This window comes from Nocardia sp. NPDC058176 (genome assembly GCF_042883805.1).
Classification (GTDB): domain Bacteria; phylum Actinomycetota; class Actinomycetes; order Mycobacteriales; family Mycobacteriaceae; genus Nocardia.
Genome location: NZ_JBHVVA010000004.1, coordinates 161820 through 180651, shown reverse-complemented (window position 1 = coordinate 180651; position 18832 = coordinate 161820). Strand labels below are relative to the sequence as shown.

Sequence of the window (18832 nt, the reverse complement as noted above, 5' to 3'; positions counted from 1 at the left end):
TGTAACCACTGGGTCACCGGGTACTCGGTGGGTCCAGTGTGACGCAAAGAGACAGATTCAGCGCGGCGGTTCGGGGAACGGGTCCACCAGCCCACACCGCTGGATCTCGTACTTCGGAACACGGTCGATCCGGTATTTCGCGAAACCGAACGCGTTGCGCAGGTTGTGCTTGAACCGATCGAGGGTCAGCGGGTCGCGGGTGGAGATCAACAGCGCCTGCGTCTCGGGGCACGCCATGGCCGTGCGGGCCTGGGTGACCCACTCCTCGTCCATGTACCAGGGCATCCACGGGTGCAGGTCGACCATGCCCGTGTCGACGACCACCCAGTCCGGGTAGAGGCTCTTGTCGTGGCCGATGCGGCCGTCCTCGAGCCGGTCCGAATGCGCGGCCAGCGGGTAGGCCAGGCCCATCGGGTCGATCACCCGCACGCTCAGCGGCACGTTCATGCTCGTCATGCCCAGGTTCAGGAAGAACACCGTGTGCCCAGCGCCCTCCTCGGGGATGGGCTCCGGCGGCGGGTCGAGGTACCAGAACGTGAACGAGGGCGAGTTCAGCAGCAGGCCGCCGTTGGGATTGGCGGCGATGTCGTTGAGCATCGCCCGCATGCGCGGGTAGTCGAGGTAGTCCTCGGCCCGGATCGGGTGATCCTTGCCGGTGTTGAGCACGTAGTAGATGCGCTCGTCGACGATGCCGGAGGAACTGATCTTGGTGCCGGTGGTGATCGCGGTGGTGCTCGCCGCGTACAGCGACCAGCCCGCGGTCCCGAGCAGCGCGAACAGCAGCACGGCGAACGACCAGTCCGCCTTGGTGAACGCGCGCAGCCCGCCCTGCGGCAACCGGATCGGCACCACGGCCACCGGGAGCAGCAGCAGGAACAGCTGAGTCAGCAGCATGCGCCCGTGCATGAAATCGCCGCCGACGCGGACCGCGTACACGGTGAGCAGGAACCCGCTGGCCAGCACCATCACCACGACCGCGCTGGGCGAGCGCAGCCAGCCACGCAGCGCCGCCACCGACCACTGCGGCCGGACCAGGAACCCGCGCGTCACCGCGACGACGAGCCCGGCGACCAGCAGCACCAGCAGCGGCACCCACAGGTAGTACGGTCCGACCAGGTCCCACAGGTAGGTGAGGCCCTGCCCCCACTTGGCCCCGCCCGCGTCCTTGGCGACCGCGGTGTTCGGGTAGGGCAGGCCGTAGTAGCCCATCCGCCAGATCTGGTAGGCGATCGGCACGATCCCGGCGACGAACACGATCAGCGCGCGCAGCACGATCGGGCCGAACCGGAACTGCGGCATCGGGGCCAGGAACATCATGGCCAGGGCCGCCACACCGATCAGCGCGGCCTCGGGCCGGACCAGCGGGGCGAGACCGGCGAGGAAGGCGAGCCCGAGCAGGCCCGGCACCTTGACCACCGCGGCCTGGCTCCACCGGATCATCAGCCACCACAGCAGCCCGACCCAGCAGATGACCAGCCCGCTCTCCAGCCCGGAGGTGGCGTAGTCGCGGGCGGGCGGCAGTGCGATGTAGACGAGCACGCCCGCCGGGATGAGCAGCTGACCGGTGGTACCGCCCCACAGCCGCGCGGTGCCGAGCATCGCGAACACGACCGCGAGCACCGAGGCCGTCAGCGCGACGCCGAGCACCACGTACTCGAGCCGCGCCTGGGTGAGCCAGCTGAAGAACCAGACCACATACGTCCACGCGGTACTGGTGTTGGCTTCGACCCGCTCGTCCATGTTGAACACCGGGCCGTTGCCCGCGAGCAGGTTGCGCACCGTGCGCAGCACGATGAGGCCGTCGTCGGCGATCCAGCGCCGCTGCCACGCGCCGATCGTGAACAGCACGACGGTGAGCACGATCCCACCCACGAGGGTGGCGCGGGACAGGACGGTGAAACGCGCGGCCGGACGCGCCGATTCCTCGCCGCGTAGCCGCTCGTATTCGGTTGACTCCTGCTCCGCTACCACGATCTCGTCAGGTGAGATAGACAGCGACACCTACCGCTCCGATCCAGGCAATAGCGAGGAACTGCAGGATGCGGTCCCCCAGCGCGATCTCTTCGGGTTCACCGGCCTCGCCACCGTCGACGTCGACCGCGTAACGCAGGATTGCGATGGTAAACGGGATCATCGACAGCGAGTACCACTGGGTGTCGCGTGCCGAGTCCTGCTGGAAGGCCCAGAGCCCGTAGAAGACCACGACCGCGGTGGCGGCGAGGGTCCAGATGAAGCGCAGATAGGTCGGCGTGTAGTACTGCAGCGACTTGCGGATCTTCGCGCCGGTCTCCAGCGCGATCTGCAGTTCGGCGTAGCGCTTGCCCGCCGCCATGAACAGCGAACCGAACGCCATGATCAGCAGGAACCACTGCGAGAGCACGATGTCGGCGGCCGCGCCACCGGCGACGGCGCGCAGCAGGAAGCCCGAGGACACGATGCAGATGTCGAGCACGGCCTGGTGCTTGAGGCCGAGGCAGTAGGCCAGCTGGATGGCGATGTAGATCGCCATCACCACGGCCAGATGCCAGGACGCCAGGAACGACGCGGCGATCGAGCCGATCAGCAGGATCGAGGCGAGACCGTAAGCCAGGTTGACGGGCACGACGCCCGCCGCGATCGGCCGGAACCGCTTGGTCGGGTGCGCCCGGTCGGCCTCGACATCGAGCGAGTCGTTGACCAGGTAGATGCCCGAGGCCGCCATGCAGAACACCACGAACGCGATCGCGACGTGCACGAGCACGCCACCGTCGCTGATCGCCTCCGGGCCCACGGCGAGCGGCGCCGCGAGCACGAGCACGTTCTTGACCCACTGACGTGGGCGGATGGCCTTGACGACACCGCCGAGCAGCGTCTTCGGCGGGCCCTTCACAACAGCCTCGTCCAGGACGGCGGCGGACGGTTCTTCGCTCATCTCAGCCAAGGTTCTTTCGGTTGCGGTCAAGGTCGGAGTCTCTTTTCGGCGGCGAGCACGGCGGCTGCCGACGCGGCCCCCAGTGCGGAACCGGCGAGCACGTCGGAAGGGTAGTGCACCCCGAGCACGACCCGGGACAGCAGCATCGGCGGGACGAGCACCGCAGGCAAGGGTAGCCCGGTCAATCTACCGAGCAACACCGCCGCCGCGGTGGTGGACGTGGCGTGCGAGGACGGAAAACTCAGCTTGCTCGGCGTCGACACGTTGACCTGCACCGACGGATCGTTCGGGCGCGGACGCCGGACGATCCGCTTGATCACGATCGAGGCCGCGTGCGCGCCGACCGCGCCGACCGCGACACCGGCCCACTGCCGCCTGCGCGGCTTGTCGACCAGCCAGCCCGCCGCCGCGATGCCGACCCAGCCCAGCGCGTGCTCACCGAAGTGCGACATGCCGCGCGCGGCCGAGACCACGGCCGGGTTGGTGCCGATGGTGCCCTGCACCGCGTTGAGGATCGCGACCTCGACCGGCACCTCTTCGTACTCGCCGCTGCAGGCGCAGTCGCCGCCGCAGCCCTCGTCGAGCAGGTCCAGCTCGGGCAGTTCCGGGTTGATCGCGTTCACTTCTCGGTTCCTGTCTGGCTGAAGACCTTCTCCCACGCGGCCGTGCTGGTGAGCTCGGCGTGCGCGGCCCGGTAGCGCTGCTGCATCTCCGGGAAGCGGGTGGTGAGTTCCTTGCGCAGGCGCAGCGCTTCCTTGAGCAGCTCGGCGGCCTTGCGCGGATCGCGCTTGCGGTAGACGACACCGCGGCCGTCGGCGGTCGTCACGGTGACGCCGTCGACCTGGGAGAGCAGGAACCAGCGCGCGTCCAGCGTCGGCACGTTCAGCTGCGGCGTCTCGTGCGCGACCGGGTCGGCCTTGCGGAAGTTGTGCACCACGCCCTTGGCCAGGCGCGCGACCTTGGCGAGCGGATTGCCCGGCTCGCCGACCGCGCCGACGCCGTTGCGGCTGGCCAGCGGCAGTTCGGTCGAGGACGGCACGACCACGGCGTCCGGGTACTGCTTGCGCATCGCGTGGATCTTGCCCAGCGCGGTCGGCAGCAGGTCGAACAGCCCTTCCGGACCGGCCAGGAAGTCGCGGATCGCCTCGTTCTGGATGGCGACCGTGGAGTACTCCAGGCACAGCAGGTGCTTGAGGGTGGCCTTGACCGTGTTCACGATCATCGGCTTGCCGTCACCGGGCAGGTGCAGGGAGGCCACGACCAGGCGGTTGCGCAGGTGGAAGTAGGCCTGCCAGTCGATGGCGTCGTCCTTGTCGGACCAGGCCATGTGCCAGACCGCCGCGCCGGGCAGGGTCACCGTGGGATAGCCGGCGACGCGGGCGCGCAGGCCGTATTCGGCGTCGTCCCACTTGAGGAACAGCGGCAGCGGCTGCCCGATCTCCTCGGCCACCTGGCGCGGGATCACGCAGGTCCACCAGCCGTTGAAGTCGACGTCGATGCGCCGGTGCAGCAGCTTGGAGTTGTCGCGGTCCTTGAGCGGGTACTTGGAGAAATCGTGGTCGTACTCGACGTTCGGCGCGGCACTCCACATGAAGATGCTGCGGTCGACGACCTCGCCCATCACGTGCAGGTGCGAGCGCTCCTGCAGGTTGAGCATCTGTCCGCCGACCAGCAGCGGCGACTTCGCGAAACGGGAGAAGGCCAGGGCGCGCAGGATCGAGTCGGGCTCGATCTCGATGTCGTCGTCCATGTAGGCGATGAATTCGGCATCGGTCGACTTCAGTGCCTCGTACATGACCCGGCTGTAGCCGCCGGAACCACCGAGGTTGGGCTGGTTGTGGATGCTGAGCCGATCACCGAGAACCGCGGCGGCCTCGGCGAATCCGGGCTCGTCGACGACCTTGCGGGTGCCCTGGTCGGGGATGATCACCGCGGCGATCTTCTCCAGCACCAGCGGGTCGGCACCAAGGGCGCCAAGGGTTTTCACCGCGTCGGTGGGACGGTTGAACGTCGGCATGCCGACCGCGATGGTGCCGGTGCCCGGCGCTTCCTGCGGGGCGTAGTAGCCGCCGGCCAGCAGCGTCACGGCCGTGTCGGTAGTGATGTCGAACCAGATCCAGCCGCCGTCCTCGAACGGGCCGAGATCGGTCTCGAACTCGACGAACACCGAGTCCGCGCCGGAGGCGACGGCGAACTCCTTGCCCTGCACGTGGATTCGCGAACCGTCGGCCTTGGAACGGTAGACGTCGACCCGGCCGTGCCCGGCCAGTTCCAGGCGCAGCACCACCGAGTTCAGCACGCTCCAGCGTCGCCAGTAGCTGGCGGGCAGTGCGTTGAAGTAGGTGCAGAACGACACCTCGGACTCGGCGCCGATCGAGAGCGCGGTCCGGCTGGTGGCGTGCGCGCGGCGGGCGTTGGTGGTGGATTCCTCCAGGTAGAGGGTCCGCACGTCCAGCGGTTCGCCCGGGCGCGGCAGGATCACGCGCTGCAGCAGCGACTTGGCGCGGGTTGGCGTGGTCACGTCGGCGAGCACCGGCTGCGCGCTCACGCCTCGTCCACCAGAGCCGCGCCGGATTCCAGATGCGGGCGCAGCACGTTCTCGAACATGCTCAGCGCCGAACCGATCGCCATGTGCATGTCCAGGTACTGGTAGGTGCCCAGGCGCCCGCCGAAGAGCACCTTGTTCTCGGCGGTCTCCTGCTTGGCGCGCTCGCGGTAGGCGAGCAGCTTGGCGCGGTCCTCGGGGGTGTTGATCGGGTAGTACGGCTCGTCGCCGGTCTGCGCGAAGCGGGAGAACTCGCGCATGATGACCGTCTTGTCGGCCGGGTAGTCGCGCTCGGGGTGGAAGTGGCGCGGCTCGATGATGCGGGTGTACGGGGCGTCGGCGTCGTTGTAGTTCATCACCGAGGTGCCCTGGAAGTCGCCGGTGTCGAGGACTTCGGTCTCGAAGTCGATGGTGCGCCAGCCCAGCTCGCCCTCGGCGTAGTCGAAGTAGTGGTCCAGCGGGCCGGTGTAGACGACCGGCGCGTCCGGGCTGGCCGCGCGGACCTCGTCACGCACGTCGAACCAGTCGGTGTTCAGGCGCACCTCGATGAGCTCGGAGGCGGCCATGTTCTCCAGCCACTTCGTGTACCCCTCCTTGGGCAGGCCCTCGTAGGTGTCGTTGAAGTAGCGGTTGTCGAAGGTGTAGCGCACCGGCAGGCGGGTGATGTTGCCCGCGGGCAGTTCACGCGGGTCGGTCTGCCACTGCTTGGCGGTGTAGTCGCGCACGAACGCCTCGTAGAGGGGACGGCCGATCAGCGAGATCGCCTTCTCCTCGAGGTTCTGCGCGTCACCGGTCTCGACCTCGGCGGCCTGCTCGGCGATGAGCGCCCGTGCCTCGTCGGGGGTGAAGTAGCGGCCGAAGAACTGCGAGATCAGGCCGAGCCCCATCGGGAACTGGTAGGCCTGCCCCTTGTGCAGCGCGAACACGCGATGCTGGTAGCCGGTGAACTCGGTGAACTGGGTGACGTAGTCCCAGACCTTCTTGTTCGAGGTGTGGAACAGGTGCGCGCCGTACTTGTGGATCTCGATACCGGTTTCCGGTTCGGGCTCGGAGTAGGCGTTGCCACCCAGGTGGTAGCGGCGGTCGATCACCAGCACCCGCTTGCCAAGCAGGTTCGCGGCACGCTCGGCGACGGTCAGGCCGAAGAAACCGGAGCCGACCACGATCAGGTCGTACTGGTTGGCCGGGGCGGAAGAAGCTGCGTTGACGGAGTTACCCGAGGACGATGCGGCGGTCACGGGAGCCCAGCGTATCGGAAGACCGCGGATTGTCCCGGTGGAGTCACCTACCGGGCGCTGACCTGGCTCTATTGGACCGGCTCGGTCCAATGAGTGCGCCGCGCCCCTGCCACGCCCGCTCGACCGGTCGGGTCAGCGGTACGGGTAGGGGCTTCGGCGGCCCGCTTCGATCCAGCGATCAGTGGACTTGGCAGCGGCCAGGCACAGCACCAGCATGGCGATACCGCCGCCGATCACACTGGTGGCGATGATCGGAGCCATGTTCACTTCGACGTCGAAGCGAGATCTGCTTTCCACCGCGAGGACGATGCCGACCATGTTGAACACCAGCGCGAGCACGGACGCGACGATCACGAGCACGCGGCCGCCTGCCTTGCGGCAGAACAGCAGGATCGAGCCGAGGAACATCGCCGCGCTGAATCCTCCGGACATGAGCAGCTGAACCTCGGCGTTGCCGGCCATCCGCCCGTCGAGGTGTTCCATGGCGGAGGCGGTCATCGCCGTGGACAGCCCACCGAGCAGGGACAACACCAGACCGATCACGGCTGCGGCGATCGCGGTACCACCGCTGACCTGCGGCTGCCCATGACCCGGCGTGCCATAGCCGTGAGGTGGCGCCCCGTAGGCGGGCACGGCGTGAGCCGATGCGCCGTAGCCGGGCGCGGCATGAGCCGGTACCCCGTAGCCGAGCGCGCCGTGAGCCGATGCGCCGTAGCCGGGCGCGCCGTAATCCGGTGTCCCGTAGCCGGGTGCAGCGTGAGCCGGTGTCCCGTAGCCGGGCGCGGCATAGGGCTGCGCGCCATAGGCGGGTGCGGCGTGAGCCGGTGCGCCGTGGTCGGGCGCGGCGTAGGGCTGCGCGGCGTAAGCGGGCGCGTCGTAGGGAGCGGGGCCATTACCCGGCTGCGCGTAACCCTGTCCCGCGTACGGGTCGTGACCCTGCTGTGGGCCGTACGGGTACCCCATCGATCTCCCCCTCTTCGATCCGGTTGCGTCAGTAGTACGGGTAGGCGGGCTGGCGGCCTGCCTTGATCCAGCGGCCGGTCGACGGTGCGGCGGCCAGGAACAGCAGGAGCAGGGGCACCACGCTGGTGATGCCGCCGCCGACCAGCATGGGTCCCAGTTGATCGGAACCGTTGCTGCTCGCGGCCGCCACGATCGAGATCGCGGTGAAGATCAGCGACGCCGAGGACAGCAGGATGAGGATCACCCGGCCCGCGGTCTTGCGCCGGAAGAGCAGGATCGAGCCGAGGAACAGCAGCAGAGCGGGCACCGCACCGATGGCGAGGGCCACCGTGACTTCCTCGCGGCCCGCGGCGTCGGTCGCGCTCGTGGACTCGGTGCCGAGCAGGAAGGCCGCGGCGATCCCGATCCCGGTCAAGCCGAGCAGCGACAGCAGCAGGGCGATCACCGCGGCGGTGATCGCCGTTCCGCCGCCGGCGCGCGGCTGGCCGTAGCCGCCATAGGGCGCCGCGCCGTAAGCGGGGACGCCGTAGCCCGGTGCGCCATAGGGCTGCGCGCCGTACGGGTCGGCGTAGCCCGGCTGCGCGGCATAGGGGTCGGAGTAGCCCGGTTGCGCGTAACCCTGTCCCGCGTACGGGTCGTGGCCCTGCTGCGGGCCGTACGGATACCCCATCGGTGTCCCCCTCCTGGAGCCGTTGTGCCACCGGTCTTCCCGATGTCGCGGCGCCCGATTCCGGGCACCGACCTGCCAAAACTATACGGCCGTACCGACACCCGAGTGCGGTCGTGCGGCGGTGTACGACGCCGTCCACGGCAGGGCCGCGGGCAGCAGGACCAGCGCGCCGAGCACCACCGCCGAGAGCGCGGCGGCCCAGCTGTGGTTCACGATCGCCGTCACCGCACCGGGTACCCCGCCGAAGCCGAGCACAATCGACCGGAGCACCGGCTCGGCGGCGAACCAGTGGATGCCGTACTCGGGGTCGAAGTTCACCAGCGTCGCGAGCAGGCCGAACAGACCGAGCACGAGCTGGGTGCCCGCGGCGACGATCAGCACCCAGCGACCGGTCTCGTCGCGCCGGGCAAGCAGCACGGCGCCGTAGCCGAACGCGAACGCCGCCAGCAGTGCGGCGAGGGTGGTGCACAGGGTCAGCGAGTCGTCGAGCAGCCGAGGATCGCGCAGGTGAGCGCGCACGAGTACGAGCGCCCCGATCAGATTGGCCGCGGCGGCCACCCCCGCCAGGCACACGGCGGCGATCGCCGTCACCTCACCGACTGTCGACTTCGTCTCCCGCACGACCATGCCCGGAACCGTATCCCGTGCCCCGCTACCGCGTGGTGGTCCAACGGCGCGTCGGTTCGATCACACTCAGCGCCAGGATCACCAGATTCAGCAGCAACCACCAGAACAGCGGCCCGAACCGCACCCCGTGCCCGGCCGCGTTGAGCGCGACGACCAGCAGGGTCGCCCCGCTCATCAACCCCGTCATCACGACAAGCACCCGCCGCCCCGCGATCCGCCTGCGCACCAGCAACACCCCGCCGGTCAGATACACCGCCCCGAGCCCACCGACGATCCCCGCCGCCGTGTAATCGAGTTCGATGTTCCGCCCGGCCACCCGCATCCCGGCCGTCGCCACGGCCACGATCAGCCCCGCGACGCCGACCACGACGCCCAGCCAGCCGGCCGTCAGCGCGACAACCGCACCGAATCGCCCCGACTGCCCCTGCTCCACCACTGTCCCCGCTACTCGTCGCCGTCGCCGTCAGTTATACGGCGGAACGGATGATCCGGGGTTGCTCGGCCCGATGACAGCACGCGTCGGCCCGGTGCCGACCCAGCGACGAGTCGACGGCAGCATGGCCATGATCAGGATTCCCACCGCCGCCATCCCGAAGATCAGTCCTGTTCCGACGTGCCTGCTCGTGGTCGCGAAGCCAGCACCCGCACACACCCCGAGCGCGGTGCCGATGATCACCATCGTGTGCCCGGCCGCCCAACGACGCAGCAGCAGGACCCCGCCCATTCCGAGTAGGACCATGAACACCGCACTGGTGCCGAATTCGACCAGCGCCGCCAGTTCCTCGTGCTCCGAACGCAGGCGAAGCAGCGCCCTGTCCTGCTCTTCGAGGCCGGAGTAAGTGGTATCCGACGCCCGAAGGTGGCTCAGACGGCCGAACCCGCTGACCACCCCTATGAGTCCCAACACCCCGCCGCTGATCGCACCGAGGCCCGCGAGCAGCGCGTACACCGGGATCGTCGACCCTGGCGGGCCCTGCGTTCGCGGAACCCGTGGTGGCCCTTGCGGATAGTTCATCGCTCCCCCTCCATGTGCGGCATCCGGCACTGCCGAACCCTGCTGTGGCCGCCCCGGACGCGGCCACAGTCGAGCAGACATGGTGAGCCGGAATACCGACCGCGCCCACCCGACAGCGGTGTCGGCGAACGCCCTCCGGCGCCGCGAGGAAGCTTACCGATTCACCCTTCTACCGCACCTCGGCCGCAAACTCCGCTGGTCAGGAGGACTTTCCGGCCACGTATGCCCGGAAGGCCTCGAGGATGTACTCGGCGGTGCCGTCGCCGTGTACGTCGTAGTTCTTGCGGAAGCGCGGGTCGGCGACGTACATCTCGCCGAGGCCGAGCAGGTACTCATCGGTCACCGGTCGGCCCTGGGTACCGTCGCCGAGCCAGGTGCGGTGGCGGGTGACGATCGCCTGGACGGTCTCGCCGTCGACAGGAAGGCCTGCGGCATGGGCCTTTCCGAAGTCGGCGGCGATGTCGCGCTGGGTCTGCAGGAACGACTTCTTGTCGTCCTCGGACAGCGAACGCCACCAGCGGTCACCGCTCTCGTAGGCCTGCTTGCCCCAGCGTTCGGTCACCTCCTCCTTGTACTGGGTGTGGTCGAAGCCGTCGAAAACCTCTGCGGCCATGAGGGGTTCACCTCTTTCTGTCTTGTGCAACGTGGTCGACACCGAGTCGATCTGCCGCGCGATCCGATCCTGTTGCTGCCGAAGCAGTTCCAGGTGGGTGCGCAGCGCGTCGGTGGTGTCCCGTTCACCGGCGAGGACCTCGGCGATGACCGGCAGGCCGAGGCCGAGTTCGCGCAGCAGCAGGATGCGCTGCAGGCGGACGAGGGAGGTCTGGTCGTAGTAGCGGTAGCCGTTGGCGCCGGTCCGGCTCGGTGCCAGCAGGCCGAGCTGCCCGTAGTGGCGCAGCGTGCGGCTGGTGGTGCCCGCGGCTCTTGCGAGGTCCTGAATGGACCATTCACCCGCCATGACCTCCCCTTTCTCGTCGGTGAGACCAGTGTGCAAGTTGACGCTACGTCAAGGTCAAGACGCGAACCCGACTTCGACCTCCACCGTGTCGCGCTCGGTGTACATCCGCCAGAGGTGGGCGCCGAGTTCGGCATTGTCGACCCGCGGCAGCACCAGCCCCGGCGGAATCAGGTCGGGATTCGCGTCGACGATCCGCTGGGCGGCACTGTGCTCGATGAGCGAGCCGATGGCGAGCAGCCCGACGTAGACCCCGGTGCCGTCGAGTTCGGCGGCCACCTGCCGGATGTAGGCGCGCTGCGCGCCCAGCGCGACGCCCATATTGGCCAGGTAGGGCTGCAGATGCTCCTCGGAGGCGCCGGAGGAGAACAGCAGCGTGCCGTTGCCACGGGCGATCATGGCGGGTGCCAGCGCACGGGTGAGGTTGATCGACGAATACAGCTTGAGGGCGAACGGCACGTCGAGCGATTCCTGGTCGACGTCGAGCGTCGAGGGGCGGCGCACCGACATGTCGGCGGCCGCCGCGTGCAGGGCGACGTCGATCGGGCCCAGCTTCTCCTCGACGCTGCCGATCACCTCGGTCAGCTGGGCCGGGTCGGCGATATCGGCGGCGAACGGTTCGACCTCGATGCCCTCCGCGCGCAACGCCGCCGCGCGTTCGGCGGCCCTGGCCGCGTCGCGCCCGATCACCGCGATCCGAAAACCGTTGCGGCCGAAGTGCTGTGCGGTCCCCGCACCGAGTCCCGGGCCGTAGCCGAAGATCGCGAGCGTGCTCATCCGATACCCCTTAAGTTGAGTAGTGGTTCAAGTTATCCCGAACGTAGCACTAAGTTGAACCCACGCTCAAGATATTTCCCGGGCCGGATTTGTAGGATCGGCGAATGCCCGAGGACAAGCCGCTACGCAGCGATGCCGTGCGCAACCGCGCCGCACTGGTCGCCGCGGCGCGCGAGCTCTTCGAGGAACGCGGCCTCGACGCGCCACTCAAGGAGATCGCCGCCCGCGCGGGCGTCGCGATCGGCACCCTCTACAACCGCTTCCCCACCCGCGACGAACTGATCGCGGCCGCCGTCGCCGACCGCGTCGGGGCGGGCAGCCGGATCGCCGAGCAGGCGCTCGAGCTCGACGACCCGTGGGAATCGTTCGTCTTCCTGGTCGAGAAGATCTGCGAACTGCACGCGGAGGACCGCGTCCTGAGCGAACTCGCGCTGCGCGACTCCCCCAGCGCGGCGATGGAACACGCCCGCGTCTACGGCCACGGCCTGATGCGCCGCATCGTCACGCGCGCCCAGGAAGCGGGCGTCCTCCGCCCCGACTGGACGCTCGAGGACATCGCCTTCATCACCTGGTCACACACCAGTGTCCTCGCCGCGACCGCCACCCTCGCCCCGGACATCTGGCGCCGCAACCTGGCCCTCATCCTCGACGGCCTACGCGCGAAAGCCGCACACCCCCTGCCGGTTCCGGCCCTCACCGAGGACCAGCTGATGCAGGTGATGCGCGGCTGACGCGTCAGCGACTATTCGCAGGACTTGGCCGCGACGAGCTCCTGACCGGGAACGATACGGCGGCCGGTATCGAGCGATGCCGCTGCAACGGCGCGCTCCGCCGGATTACCGCGCACGATGGTCGCCGACTTCGGCGACGATCCATCGACCACCAACGGGTCACGCGAAATCCGCTCCGGCGCAGTTGGTTCGGCGGCATCCTCGGCCACCGCGGATTCGGGCGAAACCGGCCCCTTCCCGCAGGACGCATCGTGGTCGAGCCGGATCCGTTCGGGTCCAGCCGATTCGGCGGAAGACGCGCCCGGCGTCGACTTCGGCGGAATCTGCCCGAGGACGGTGCCCGCGAGGGCGATGGCCAGGCCGAGGATCTGTAGCACGGTCAGCGCCTGACCGAGGGCGATCCAGCCGATCACCGCCGCCGACATCGGGCTCAGCAGGCCGAGGAAGGCGACCGAAGTGGCTGATACACGGGAGATTCCGCGGAACCACAGCCAGTAGGCGAGTGCGGTGCCGATGATGCCGAGGTAGAGGTAGCCGCCGATGGCGCGGCCGTCCATGGCGGGCGGGGCGCCTTCGATGAGCACGGCGAGCGGGGCGATGAACAGGCCGCCCGCGGTGAGCTGCCAGCCGGTCAGCGCCAGCGGGCCGACGCCATCGGGCCGCCCCCATCTCTTGGTGAGTACGGTGCCCGCCGCCATCGAGGCGGCACCGGCCAGCCCGGCCAGCACCCCGATCGTGTCCAGTTCGGCATTGCCGCGCAGGACGACCAGCGCCACCCCGACCACGCCGACCACCCCGGCGAGCACCTTGCGCCGGGTCGGCGCCTCGGCCAGCAGCACCGCCGCGAACGCGAGCGCGAACATCGGCACGACGGCGCCGAGCACACCGGCGACACCACCGGGCAGCCGGTACGCGGCCAGGAAGAGCAGCGGGAAGAAGGCGCCGATATTGAGCACGCCGAGCACGGCGGTCCGGCCGATCCAGCGGCCGCGCGGCAGCACCCTGGTCAGCGCCAGCAGCACCAGACCGGCGGGCAGGGCGCGCAGGAGGGCGGTGAACAGCGGACGGTCCGGCGGCAGGAATTCGGTGGTGACGGCGTAGGTGGACCCCCACACGATCGGGGTGATGGCGGTGAGCGCGAGGGTGCCCGCGTAACCGGTGGAGCGGGTTGCGGTCGTCATGTTCACTCCTGATTGATAATCTCAACGTTGAAATATCTACTCGCCGGGATGCCTCAGCGTCAAGTAGATGAACGTTGAGATATTCAACAGAGAGGTACATGGGATGCGCGACGCCGTCGACCTGATCACCGAGCACTGGACGAACGAACGCCCCGATGTCGACGTGTCACCGATGGCGGTCGTCGGCCGGATCACCCGGCTCTCGCGCGTCCTCGAACAGGACCTCAAGCGCTTCTTCGCCGGTCACGGCCTGGAATTCTGGGAGTTCGACGTGCTGGCCACGCTGCGCCGCTCCGGCGGCACCACCGGTCTCACCGCGGGCGCCCTCAACCGCGCCGCCATGGTCACCTCCGGCGCGATCACCAACCGCATCGACCGCCTCGAGGCGAAGAAACTCGTCCGCCGGTGTCCGTCGCCCGACGACCGCCGCTCGGTCCTGGTCCAGCTCACCGACGAGGGCCGCGAACTGGTCGACCGCCTGCTGCCCCTGCACATGGCCAACGAACAACGCCTGCTCGCCACGCTCGACACCGCCGAGCGCACCCAGCTCGCCGACCTCCTGCGCACCCTCTCCGTCGCCCTGGACGACACCGCCCTCGACTGAGCCCGCCGCATCGGCCTTCGCGAAGGTTCTTCGAGCGCGCGCCGACCAGAACGGCACGGGCCGCGACTCGCCGAAGGATCCGCAGTCTCGCGAAGGCGCGCCGTACAGCTCACCGTCGACAACCTCAGGCGAGATGCCCCGCCGGTGAACGTCCAGCAATGAGGGTTACTCCGCTGCGGGAACACCTTGCGGCGCAGCTGGATTGGGTGGGCCGTACACATCTTCGAGGGTGGGGAACACGGCCCCGACGGGTGCCGGACCGGCAAGGCCGGGGTCGACGGGGACCTGCTCGCCGGGTATCGCACCTTCCGGCGCGACACCCTCCGGCGCGACGCCCTCCGGCGTGGTGACGTCCGGCAGTGAGCCTTCCGGCGTCGTCAATTGTGGGCGTCCCGAGGCGGTCGGCGGGAGTTGCCCGCCGAGATCGGGGACGAGCTGCAGCAGCGTGGTGAAGTCGACGACCTGGGCGCCGAGCGTCTGCGTCGCCACGATGACGCCGTTCGTGTAGAGCCGGTAGGTGCCCGCGCGTTGCGGGAGCAGCATTTCCGGGCCGATCGGTGCGCCGATCGCGCTCTCCGGCCCGCCGATGCGGCGGTACTCGGTGTCGATCACGGACTCGCCCGCCAGCGCCTCGATGGTCACGTCAGGGAGGGTCGGCGCGGACGGGTCGGTGGGGTATGCCGGGTCGGTCGGCGCGGGTGGGATCGGCGCGGTTTGGACGAGTTCGTGGGGCGCGGGGCCGACGGCGAAGGTCTCGATATCGGCCGGGCGACCACCGTCGGGCGCGGCGGAGTACTCCGAGCGCAGGATGAGTCCGTCGCGCAGCAGGACGGTGCCGGTGGTGGCGGCGACGGCCTCGGTGGTGCGCGCGTCCTCCTTCACCGTGCCGGGGTAGACCTGGCAGTCGGTGGTGTCGCAGATCTGCGCGTAGTCGTAGCGGTTCTCGGCGAGCGCGTAGGAGCGGGCGGCGACGGCCTGCGCGCGCAGCGCTTCGAAGGCGCCCTGATCGGCCCAGTTGGCCTGCATTTCCGCTGGCAGGACGCCCGCCAGGTAGTCGTCGAGGTCGACCTCGTTGACGGTCCGGAACGCGCCGCCTTCCAGCGCGACACCGAGCGCGCCGCGATAGCCGGTGCCACCGCAGAGGGTCAGGTGTTCCTCGGCCGGCCTGCCGACACCGGGATGCACCGGATACACGAAGGGATCGTCGGTGGCGGCCTGCCAGAGCACTTCGCCGTCGCAGCCCGAGGTCACCACGACATTCGCGCCGCCGTCGGGCAGCGGGGTGAGGTGGGCGGCTTCGCCGGGACCGATCGTCCGGCCCGCGACCTGCGCGCCCGCGGCGGCGTAGGTGTCGAGGGTGGCGTCGTCCTGGGCCTGCAGGCGGACCGCGATGGTGGTCGGCCCGATCTGGCCGAGCGTCGCGCCGGGGTAGTAGTGCCCGAGGATGTCCTCGGCGGTCCAACCCGCCTTCGCGTTGTCGAACGCGCCGACCTGGCTCATCCCGCGTCCATGACCCGCGCCTACCGTCGGCGTGACCTGACCTGGCAGTATCTGCCACAGCCCGATCGCCCCGGTCACCGCGAGCGCGGTTCCGCCGACCAGCACCTGCAGCGGCACGGTCGCGATCAACGGCATGGTGCGGCGATGGGTGCCGCGCCGCGTTCCGCGGTTGATGAAGGTGTTCGCTCTCATACTGCGCTCCCACGTTTCGGGGTTCTACCGGCGAAGCTCGCGTCGGCATGTCGTCGTCGCCGAGCGGGATCCGGGGGCTACATTCGAGCAATCACATAAACCTCGAGTTGAGGTTTAGATGTGTGACGTATGTTAACTAGTGTGGTGTGTGAGGCTAGAGGAAGCAAGCATCACTTGCGGTGATGTCCGAACGCCAGCCGCTCTCGACACCCGCGGCACCAGCCGCCAAGAACACGAGCTCGACCTGATTGGAGAGGCACGTGCGATACCGAAAGCCGAAGCGTTCCTACGTGCTCCCGGTGGTCACCACCCTCGTAGTCGCGGCACCGATCGGCGCGCTCGCCCTGAGCGATTCGACCGACTACCGCAGCGCCAATGATTCCCAGCTCGCAGCCGTGCCGACCCAGTTGGCCGAGGTCGCGCTGACCTCCGCGCACGACATCACGGTCCCGCTGCGCGAGCTGACCGGCCTCGATCTGCCCGATCTGCGCCTGGCGGATCTGCAGATGCTGCCGCTGCCCGCCTCGATCCCGATCCCCCCGGGATTGCCGGTTCCGCCGGGCGTGGCGCTGCCGACCGAGATCCCGCTGCCGCAGATCCCGGCGAAGCCCGATGCGACCAAGGAGCCCGCGCCAGCACAGGGCGAGGCGGTGCCGGGCCGGCCACCGGTCCCGAGCACCGCGGTCCCGACCGCGCCGCCCACTCCCCCGGCACCGGCCGCACCGGCACCGGGCACACCACCGGCCCCCGCCGCCGAACCACCGGCGGCCGCACCCGCCCCCGGCGCGCCGCCTGCCGCCGAGTCGGCACCGGGAGCGCCCGGCGCCCAGGCGCCCGGCGCACCGGATTCCACCGAACCCCCTGCCCAGGAGCCTGCGGCCGCAGCGCCCGCGGCACCGGCTCAGTCCGAGCCCGACCCCGCGGCACCCGCACCGGCACCGGCTGCGACCGAGCCCGATCCCGCGGCACCCGCACCCGGTCCGGCTCCGGCTCCGGCTCCGGCTCCGGCTCCGGCTCCGGCTCCGAGCGAAGCAGCCCCGGGGGCACCCGCGCCGACATCGACCGCCCCCGAAGGCGCCCCGATCGCCCAGAACCGCCCGGCGGGCATGCGTTTCATCGCCGACCCGGAGAACCTGGAACCCGGCACCACCCCGGACACCCCCGCGCTCGCCCCGGGCGCGGTCGGCGCCGATGTGATCGACCAGGTCGGCGCACAGGTCAAGGAACTCACCCAGGAGACCCCGTTCAGCATGGTCGCGCTCACCGCGCGCGATCTGGCGAACACCACGACCAAGCTGCGCGCCCGTCAGCAGGACGGGAACTGGGGCCCCTGGTACGACGCCGATCCGGTCGAGACCAGGGCCAATGATCAGGCCCCGACCGACACGCCGACCGGCACCGAGCCGATCTACGTCGGCGAGACCACCGCTGTGCAGATGCTGGTGACCCGCAAGCCGACCGCCGGTCCCGATCACGATCCGGCCCATCTCACCGAGGCCGCGCTCAAGGCCATCCTGATCAACCCGGGCCGGGCCGCGATCGACGCCGCGCTCAACGATGTCGCGGCGGCGCTGCCCGGCGGCGGACCGAAGGTGATCACCCGCGCGCAGTGGGGTGCCGACGAGTCGATCCGCTGCCAGGAACCCACCTACGACGACGGCCTCGGCGGCATCACCGTGCACCACACGGCGGGCCGCAACGACTACAGCCGCTCGGAGTCGGCGGGCATCGTCCGCGCGATCTACGCCTATCACGCGCAGACCCTCGGCTGGTGCGACATGGGCTACAACGCCCTGGTCGACCAGTACGGCCAGATCTTCGAGGGCCGCTACGGCGGGCTCGACCGCGCGGTCCAGGGCGCGCACGCCGGTGGCTTCAACGAGAACACCGCCGGGGTGGCGCTGATGGGCAACTACCAGACCGAGAAGCCGAGCACCGAGGCGATCAACGCGATCGGCAAGTTCGTCGGCTGGCGGTCCAAGATCGGCGGGCTGAATCCCAAGGGCTACACCACCATGTACTCCGAGGGCACCGAGTTCACGCCGTACGCGCTGAACGAGGCGGTCGACCTGCCGGTGGTGTTCGCGCACCGCGATGTGGGCAACACCGACTGCCCCGGCGATGCCGCCTACGCGCTGATGGACCGCATCCGCGGGATCGCGGCGGGCAATTCCAGCACCTACACCTCACCCGCCACGCCGAACAACCGTCCGCCGAGTCAGCAGGCCCGCGCCCCGCAGGGCAACATGGCCGAGCTGGGCGCGATGGTCGACAAGCTGCTCGGCCTGTCCGGTTCCAACGCGATCGCCAGGCACTGGGTGAGCCGCGGTGGCGTCGACGGTCCGCTCGGCGCGCCGCAGTCGGATCTGCTGTCGGGCTCGCAGGGTCGTGAGTACGCGAAGTTCGCCAACGGGTACGTGTTCTCGGGTGAGAACGGCCAGGTCTTCGAGCTGGTCGGGGCGATCCTGGACCGGTACCTGAGCCTGGGCGCCGACTCGGGCGTACTCGGCCTCCCGACCGGCAGTTCCTACCTCGTTCCCGACGGTCTGCGCACCGATTTCCAGAACGGTTCGCTGGTGCTCAACGAGCTCACCGGCATCGTCACCACCTTCTGGAAGACCTACGACGAGACCTACAAGGCCGAGATGAACGGCAGGGCCGTCCCGTCGACCGGCCCGACCGCACCAGCGGCCCCGGGCGACGGCACGACACCGGGTGAGCCCGCGACACCGGGCGAGCCCGGAACCTCCGCGGAGCAGGGCACACCCGCGAGCCCGAACGAACTCGCCGTCCCACAAGAACCAGCCGACCAGCAGGCCCCACTTGACGAACCGACCCCGGCAGACCCGCCGGTCGCCCCGGAACCCGCCCCGACTGGCTAACCCCCGGTCATGGCGAAGGAAACAGCCGGTGCCCGCCGAGA

Annotated in this window: 17 protein-coding genes; 3 read left to right on the top strand and 14 right to left on the bottom strand. The window is 69.5% G+C overall.

The window, feature by feature from the left end:
* Positions 1 to 57 precede the first annotated feature (57 nt).
* From zomB to ACFVVM_RS22125, 12 genes are all read right to left on the bottom strand, one after another.
* Entirely contained in the window at positions 58 to 2001 is a 1944-nt protein-coding gene (gene zomB, locus ACFVVM_RS22180) for a flagellar motor control protein ZomB (RefSeq protein ID WP_387621321.1), read from the bottom strand.
* A complete protein-coding gene (locus ACFVVM_RS22175; protein WP_387621318.1) occupies positions 1979 to 2911 on the bottom strand; it encodes a decaprenyl-phosphate phosphoribosyltransferase in 933 nt (310 codons plus the stop codon). The genes zomB and ACFVVM_RS22175 overlap by 23 nt, the downstream gene beginning before the upstream one ends.
* A gap of 26 nt (positions 2912 to 2937) precedes the next feature.
* Positions 2938 to 3444: a phosphatase PAP2 family protein gene (locus ACFVVM_RS22170; protein ID WP_071931072.1), complete on the bottom strand. Its 507-nt coding sequence runs from the start codon at positions 3442 to 3444 to the stop codon at positions 2938 to 2940.
* Positions 3445 to 3530: 86 nt separating this feature from the next.
* On the bottom strand, positions 3531 to 5459 hold the full coding sequence (locus ACFVVM_RS22165; protein WP_387621314.1) for a glycosyltransferase: 1929 nt from the start codon (positions 5457 to 5459) through the stop codon (positions 3531 to 3533).
* On the bottom strand, positions 5456 to 6694 hold the full coding sequence (gene glf, locus ACFVVM_RS22160; RefSeq protein WP_387621312.1) for a UDP-galactopyranose mutase: 1239 nt from the start codon (positions 6692 to 6694) through the stop codon (positions 5456 to 5458). Before glf ends, ACFVVM_RS22165 begins: the two co-directional genes overlap by 4 nt.
* Positions 6695 to 6826: 132 nt before the next feature.
* The gene (locus ACFVVM_RS22155) at positions 6827 to 7657 is read right to left on the bottom strand and encodes a hypothetical protein (protein WP_387621309.1); all 831 of its coding nucleotides are present in this window, start codon (positions 7655 to 7657) and stop codon (positions 6827 to 6829) included.
* Positions 7658 to 7685: 28 nt separating this feature from the next.
* Positions 7686 to 8327 carry a hypothetical protein gene (locus tag ACFVVM_RS22150; RefSeq protein WP_387621306.1) on the bottom strand — a complete coding sequence of 214 codons (642 nt, stop codon included), beginning with the start codon at positions 8325 to 8327 and terminating at the stop codon, positions 7686 to 7688.
* 81 nt (positions 8328 to 8408) lie between these two features.
* On the bottom strand, positions 8409 to 8954 hold the full coding sequence (locus ACFVVM_RS22145; protein WP_387621305.1) for a hypothetical protein: 546 nt from the start codon (positions 8952 to 8954) through the stop codon (positions 8409 to 8411).
* Positions 8955 to 8979: 25 nt separating this feature from the next.
* Positions 8980 to 9387: a hypothetical protein gene (locus tag ACFVVM_RS22140; RefSeq protein ID WP_387621302.1), complete on the bottom strand. Its 408-nt coding sequence runs from the start codon at positions 9385 to 9387 to the stop codon at positions 8980 to 8982.
* 30 nt (positions 9388 to 9417) lie between these two features.
* Positions 9418 to 9969 carry a hypothetical protein gene (locus ACFVVM_RS22135; RefSeq protein WP_387621299.1) on the bottom strand — a complete coding sequence of 184 codons (552 nt, stop codon included), beginning with the start codon at positions 9967 to 9969 and terminating at the stop codon, positions 9418 to 9420.
* Positions 9970 to 10168: 199 nt separating this feature from the next.
* Complete coding sequence (locus ACFVVM_RS22130) at positions 10169 to 10927, bottom strand: MerR family transcriptional regulator (protein WP_387621297.1); 759 nt, start codon at positions 10925 to 10927, stop codon at positions 10169 to 10171.
* 54 nt (positions 10928 to 10981) lie between these two features.
* Positions 10982 to 11701, bottom strand: coding sequence for an SDR family oxidoreductase (locus tag ACFVVM_RS22125; RefSeq protein ID WP_387621294.1), 720 nt, complete (start codon positions 11699 to 11701; stop codon positions 10982 to 10984).
* Positions 11702 to 11805: 104 nt separating this feature from the next.
* Between ACFVVM_RS22125 and ACFVVM_RS22120 the strand changes: the two genes are divergently transcribed.
* The gene (locus ACFVVM_RS22120; RefSeq protein WP_387621291.1) at positions 11806 to 12432 is read left to right on the top strand and encodes a TetR/AcrR family transcriptional regulator; all 627 of its coding nucleotides are present in this window, start codon (positions 11806 to 11808) and stop codon (positions 12430 to 12432) included.
* An 11-nt stretch (positions 12433 to 12443) separates the two neighbouring features.
* On the opposite strand, the gene ACFVVM_RS22115 is transcribed toward ACFVVM_RS22120, so the two are convergent.
* Entirely contained in the window at positions 12444 to 13613 is a 1170-nt protein-coding gene (locus ACFVVM_RS22115) for an EamA family transporter (RefSeq protein ID WP_387621288.1), read from the bottom strand.
* A gap of 103 nt (positions 13614 to 13716) precedes the next feature.
* Here ACFVVM_RS22115 and ACFVVM_RS22110 point away from each other — a divergent pair, with 103 nt between their 5' ends.
* Positions 13717 to 14217, top strand: a complete 501-nt coding sequence (locus tag ACFVVM_RS22110) for a MarR family winged helix-turn-helix transcriptional regulator (protein ID WP_387621286.1) — start codon at positions 13717 to 13719, stop codon at positions 14215 to 14217.
* 165 nt (positions 14218 to 14382) lie between these two features.
* Here ACFVVM_RS22110 and ACFVVM_RS22105 read toward each other — a convergent pair whose 3' ends face one another.
* A complete protein-coding gene (locus tag ACFVVM_RS22105; RefSeq protein WP_387621284.1) occupies positions 14383 to 15909 on the bottom strand; it encodes a SpoIID/LytB domain-containing protein in 1527 nt (508 codons plus the stop codon).
* A 260-nt stretch (positions 15910 to 16169) separates the two neighbouring features.
* Between ACFVVM_RS22105 and ACFVVM_RS22100 the strand changes: the two genes are divergently transcribed.
* The gene (locus ACFVVM_RS22100; protein ID WP_387621281.1) at positions 16170 to 18791 is read left to right on the top strand and encodes an N-acetylmuramoyl-L-alanine amidase; all 2622 of its coding nucleotides are present in this window, start codon (positions 16170 to 16172) and stop codon (positions 18789 to 18791) included.
* Positions 18792 to 18832 lie beyond the last annotated feature (41 nt).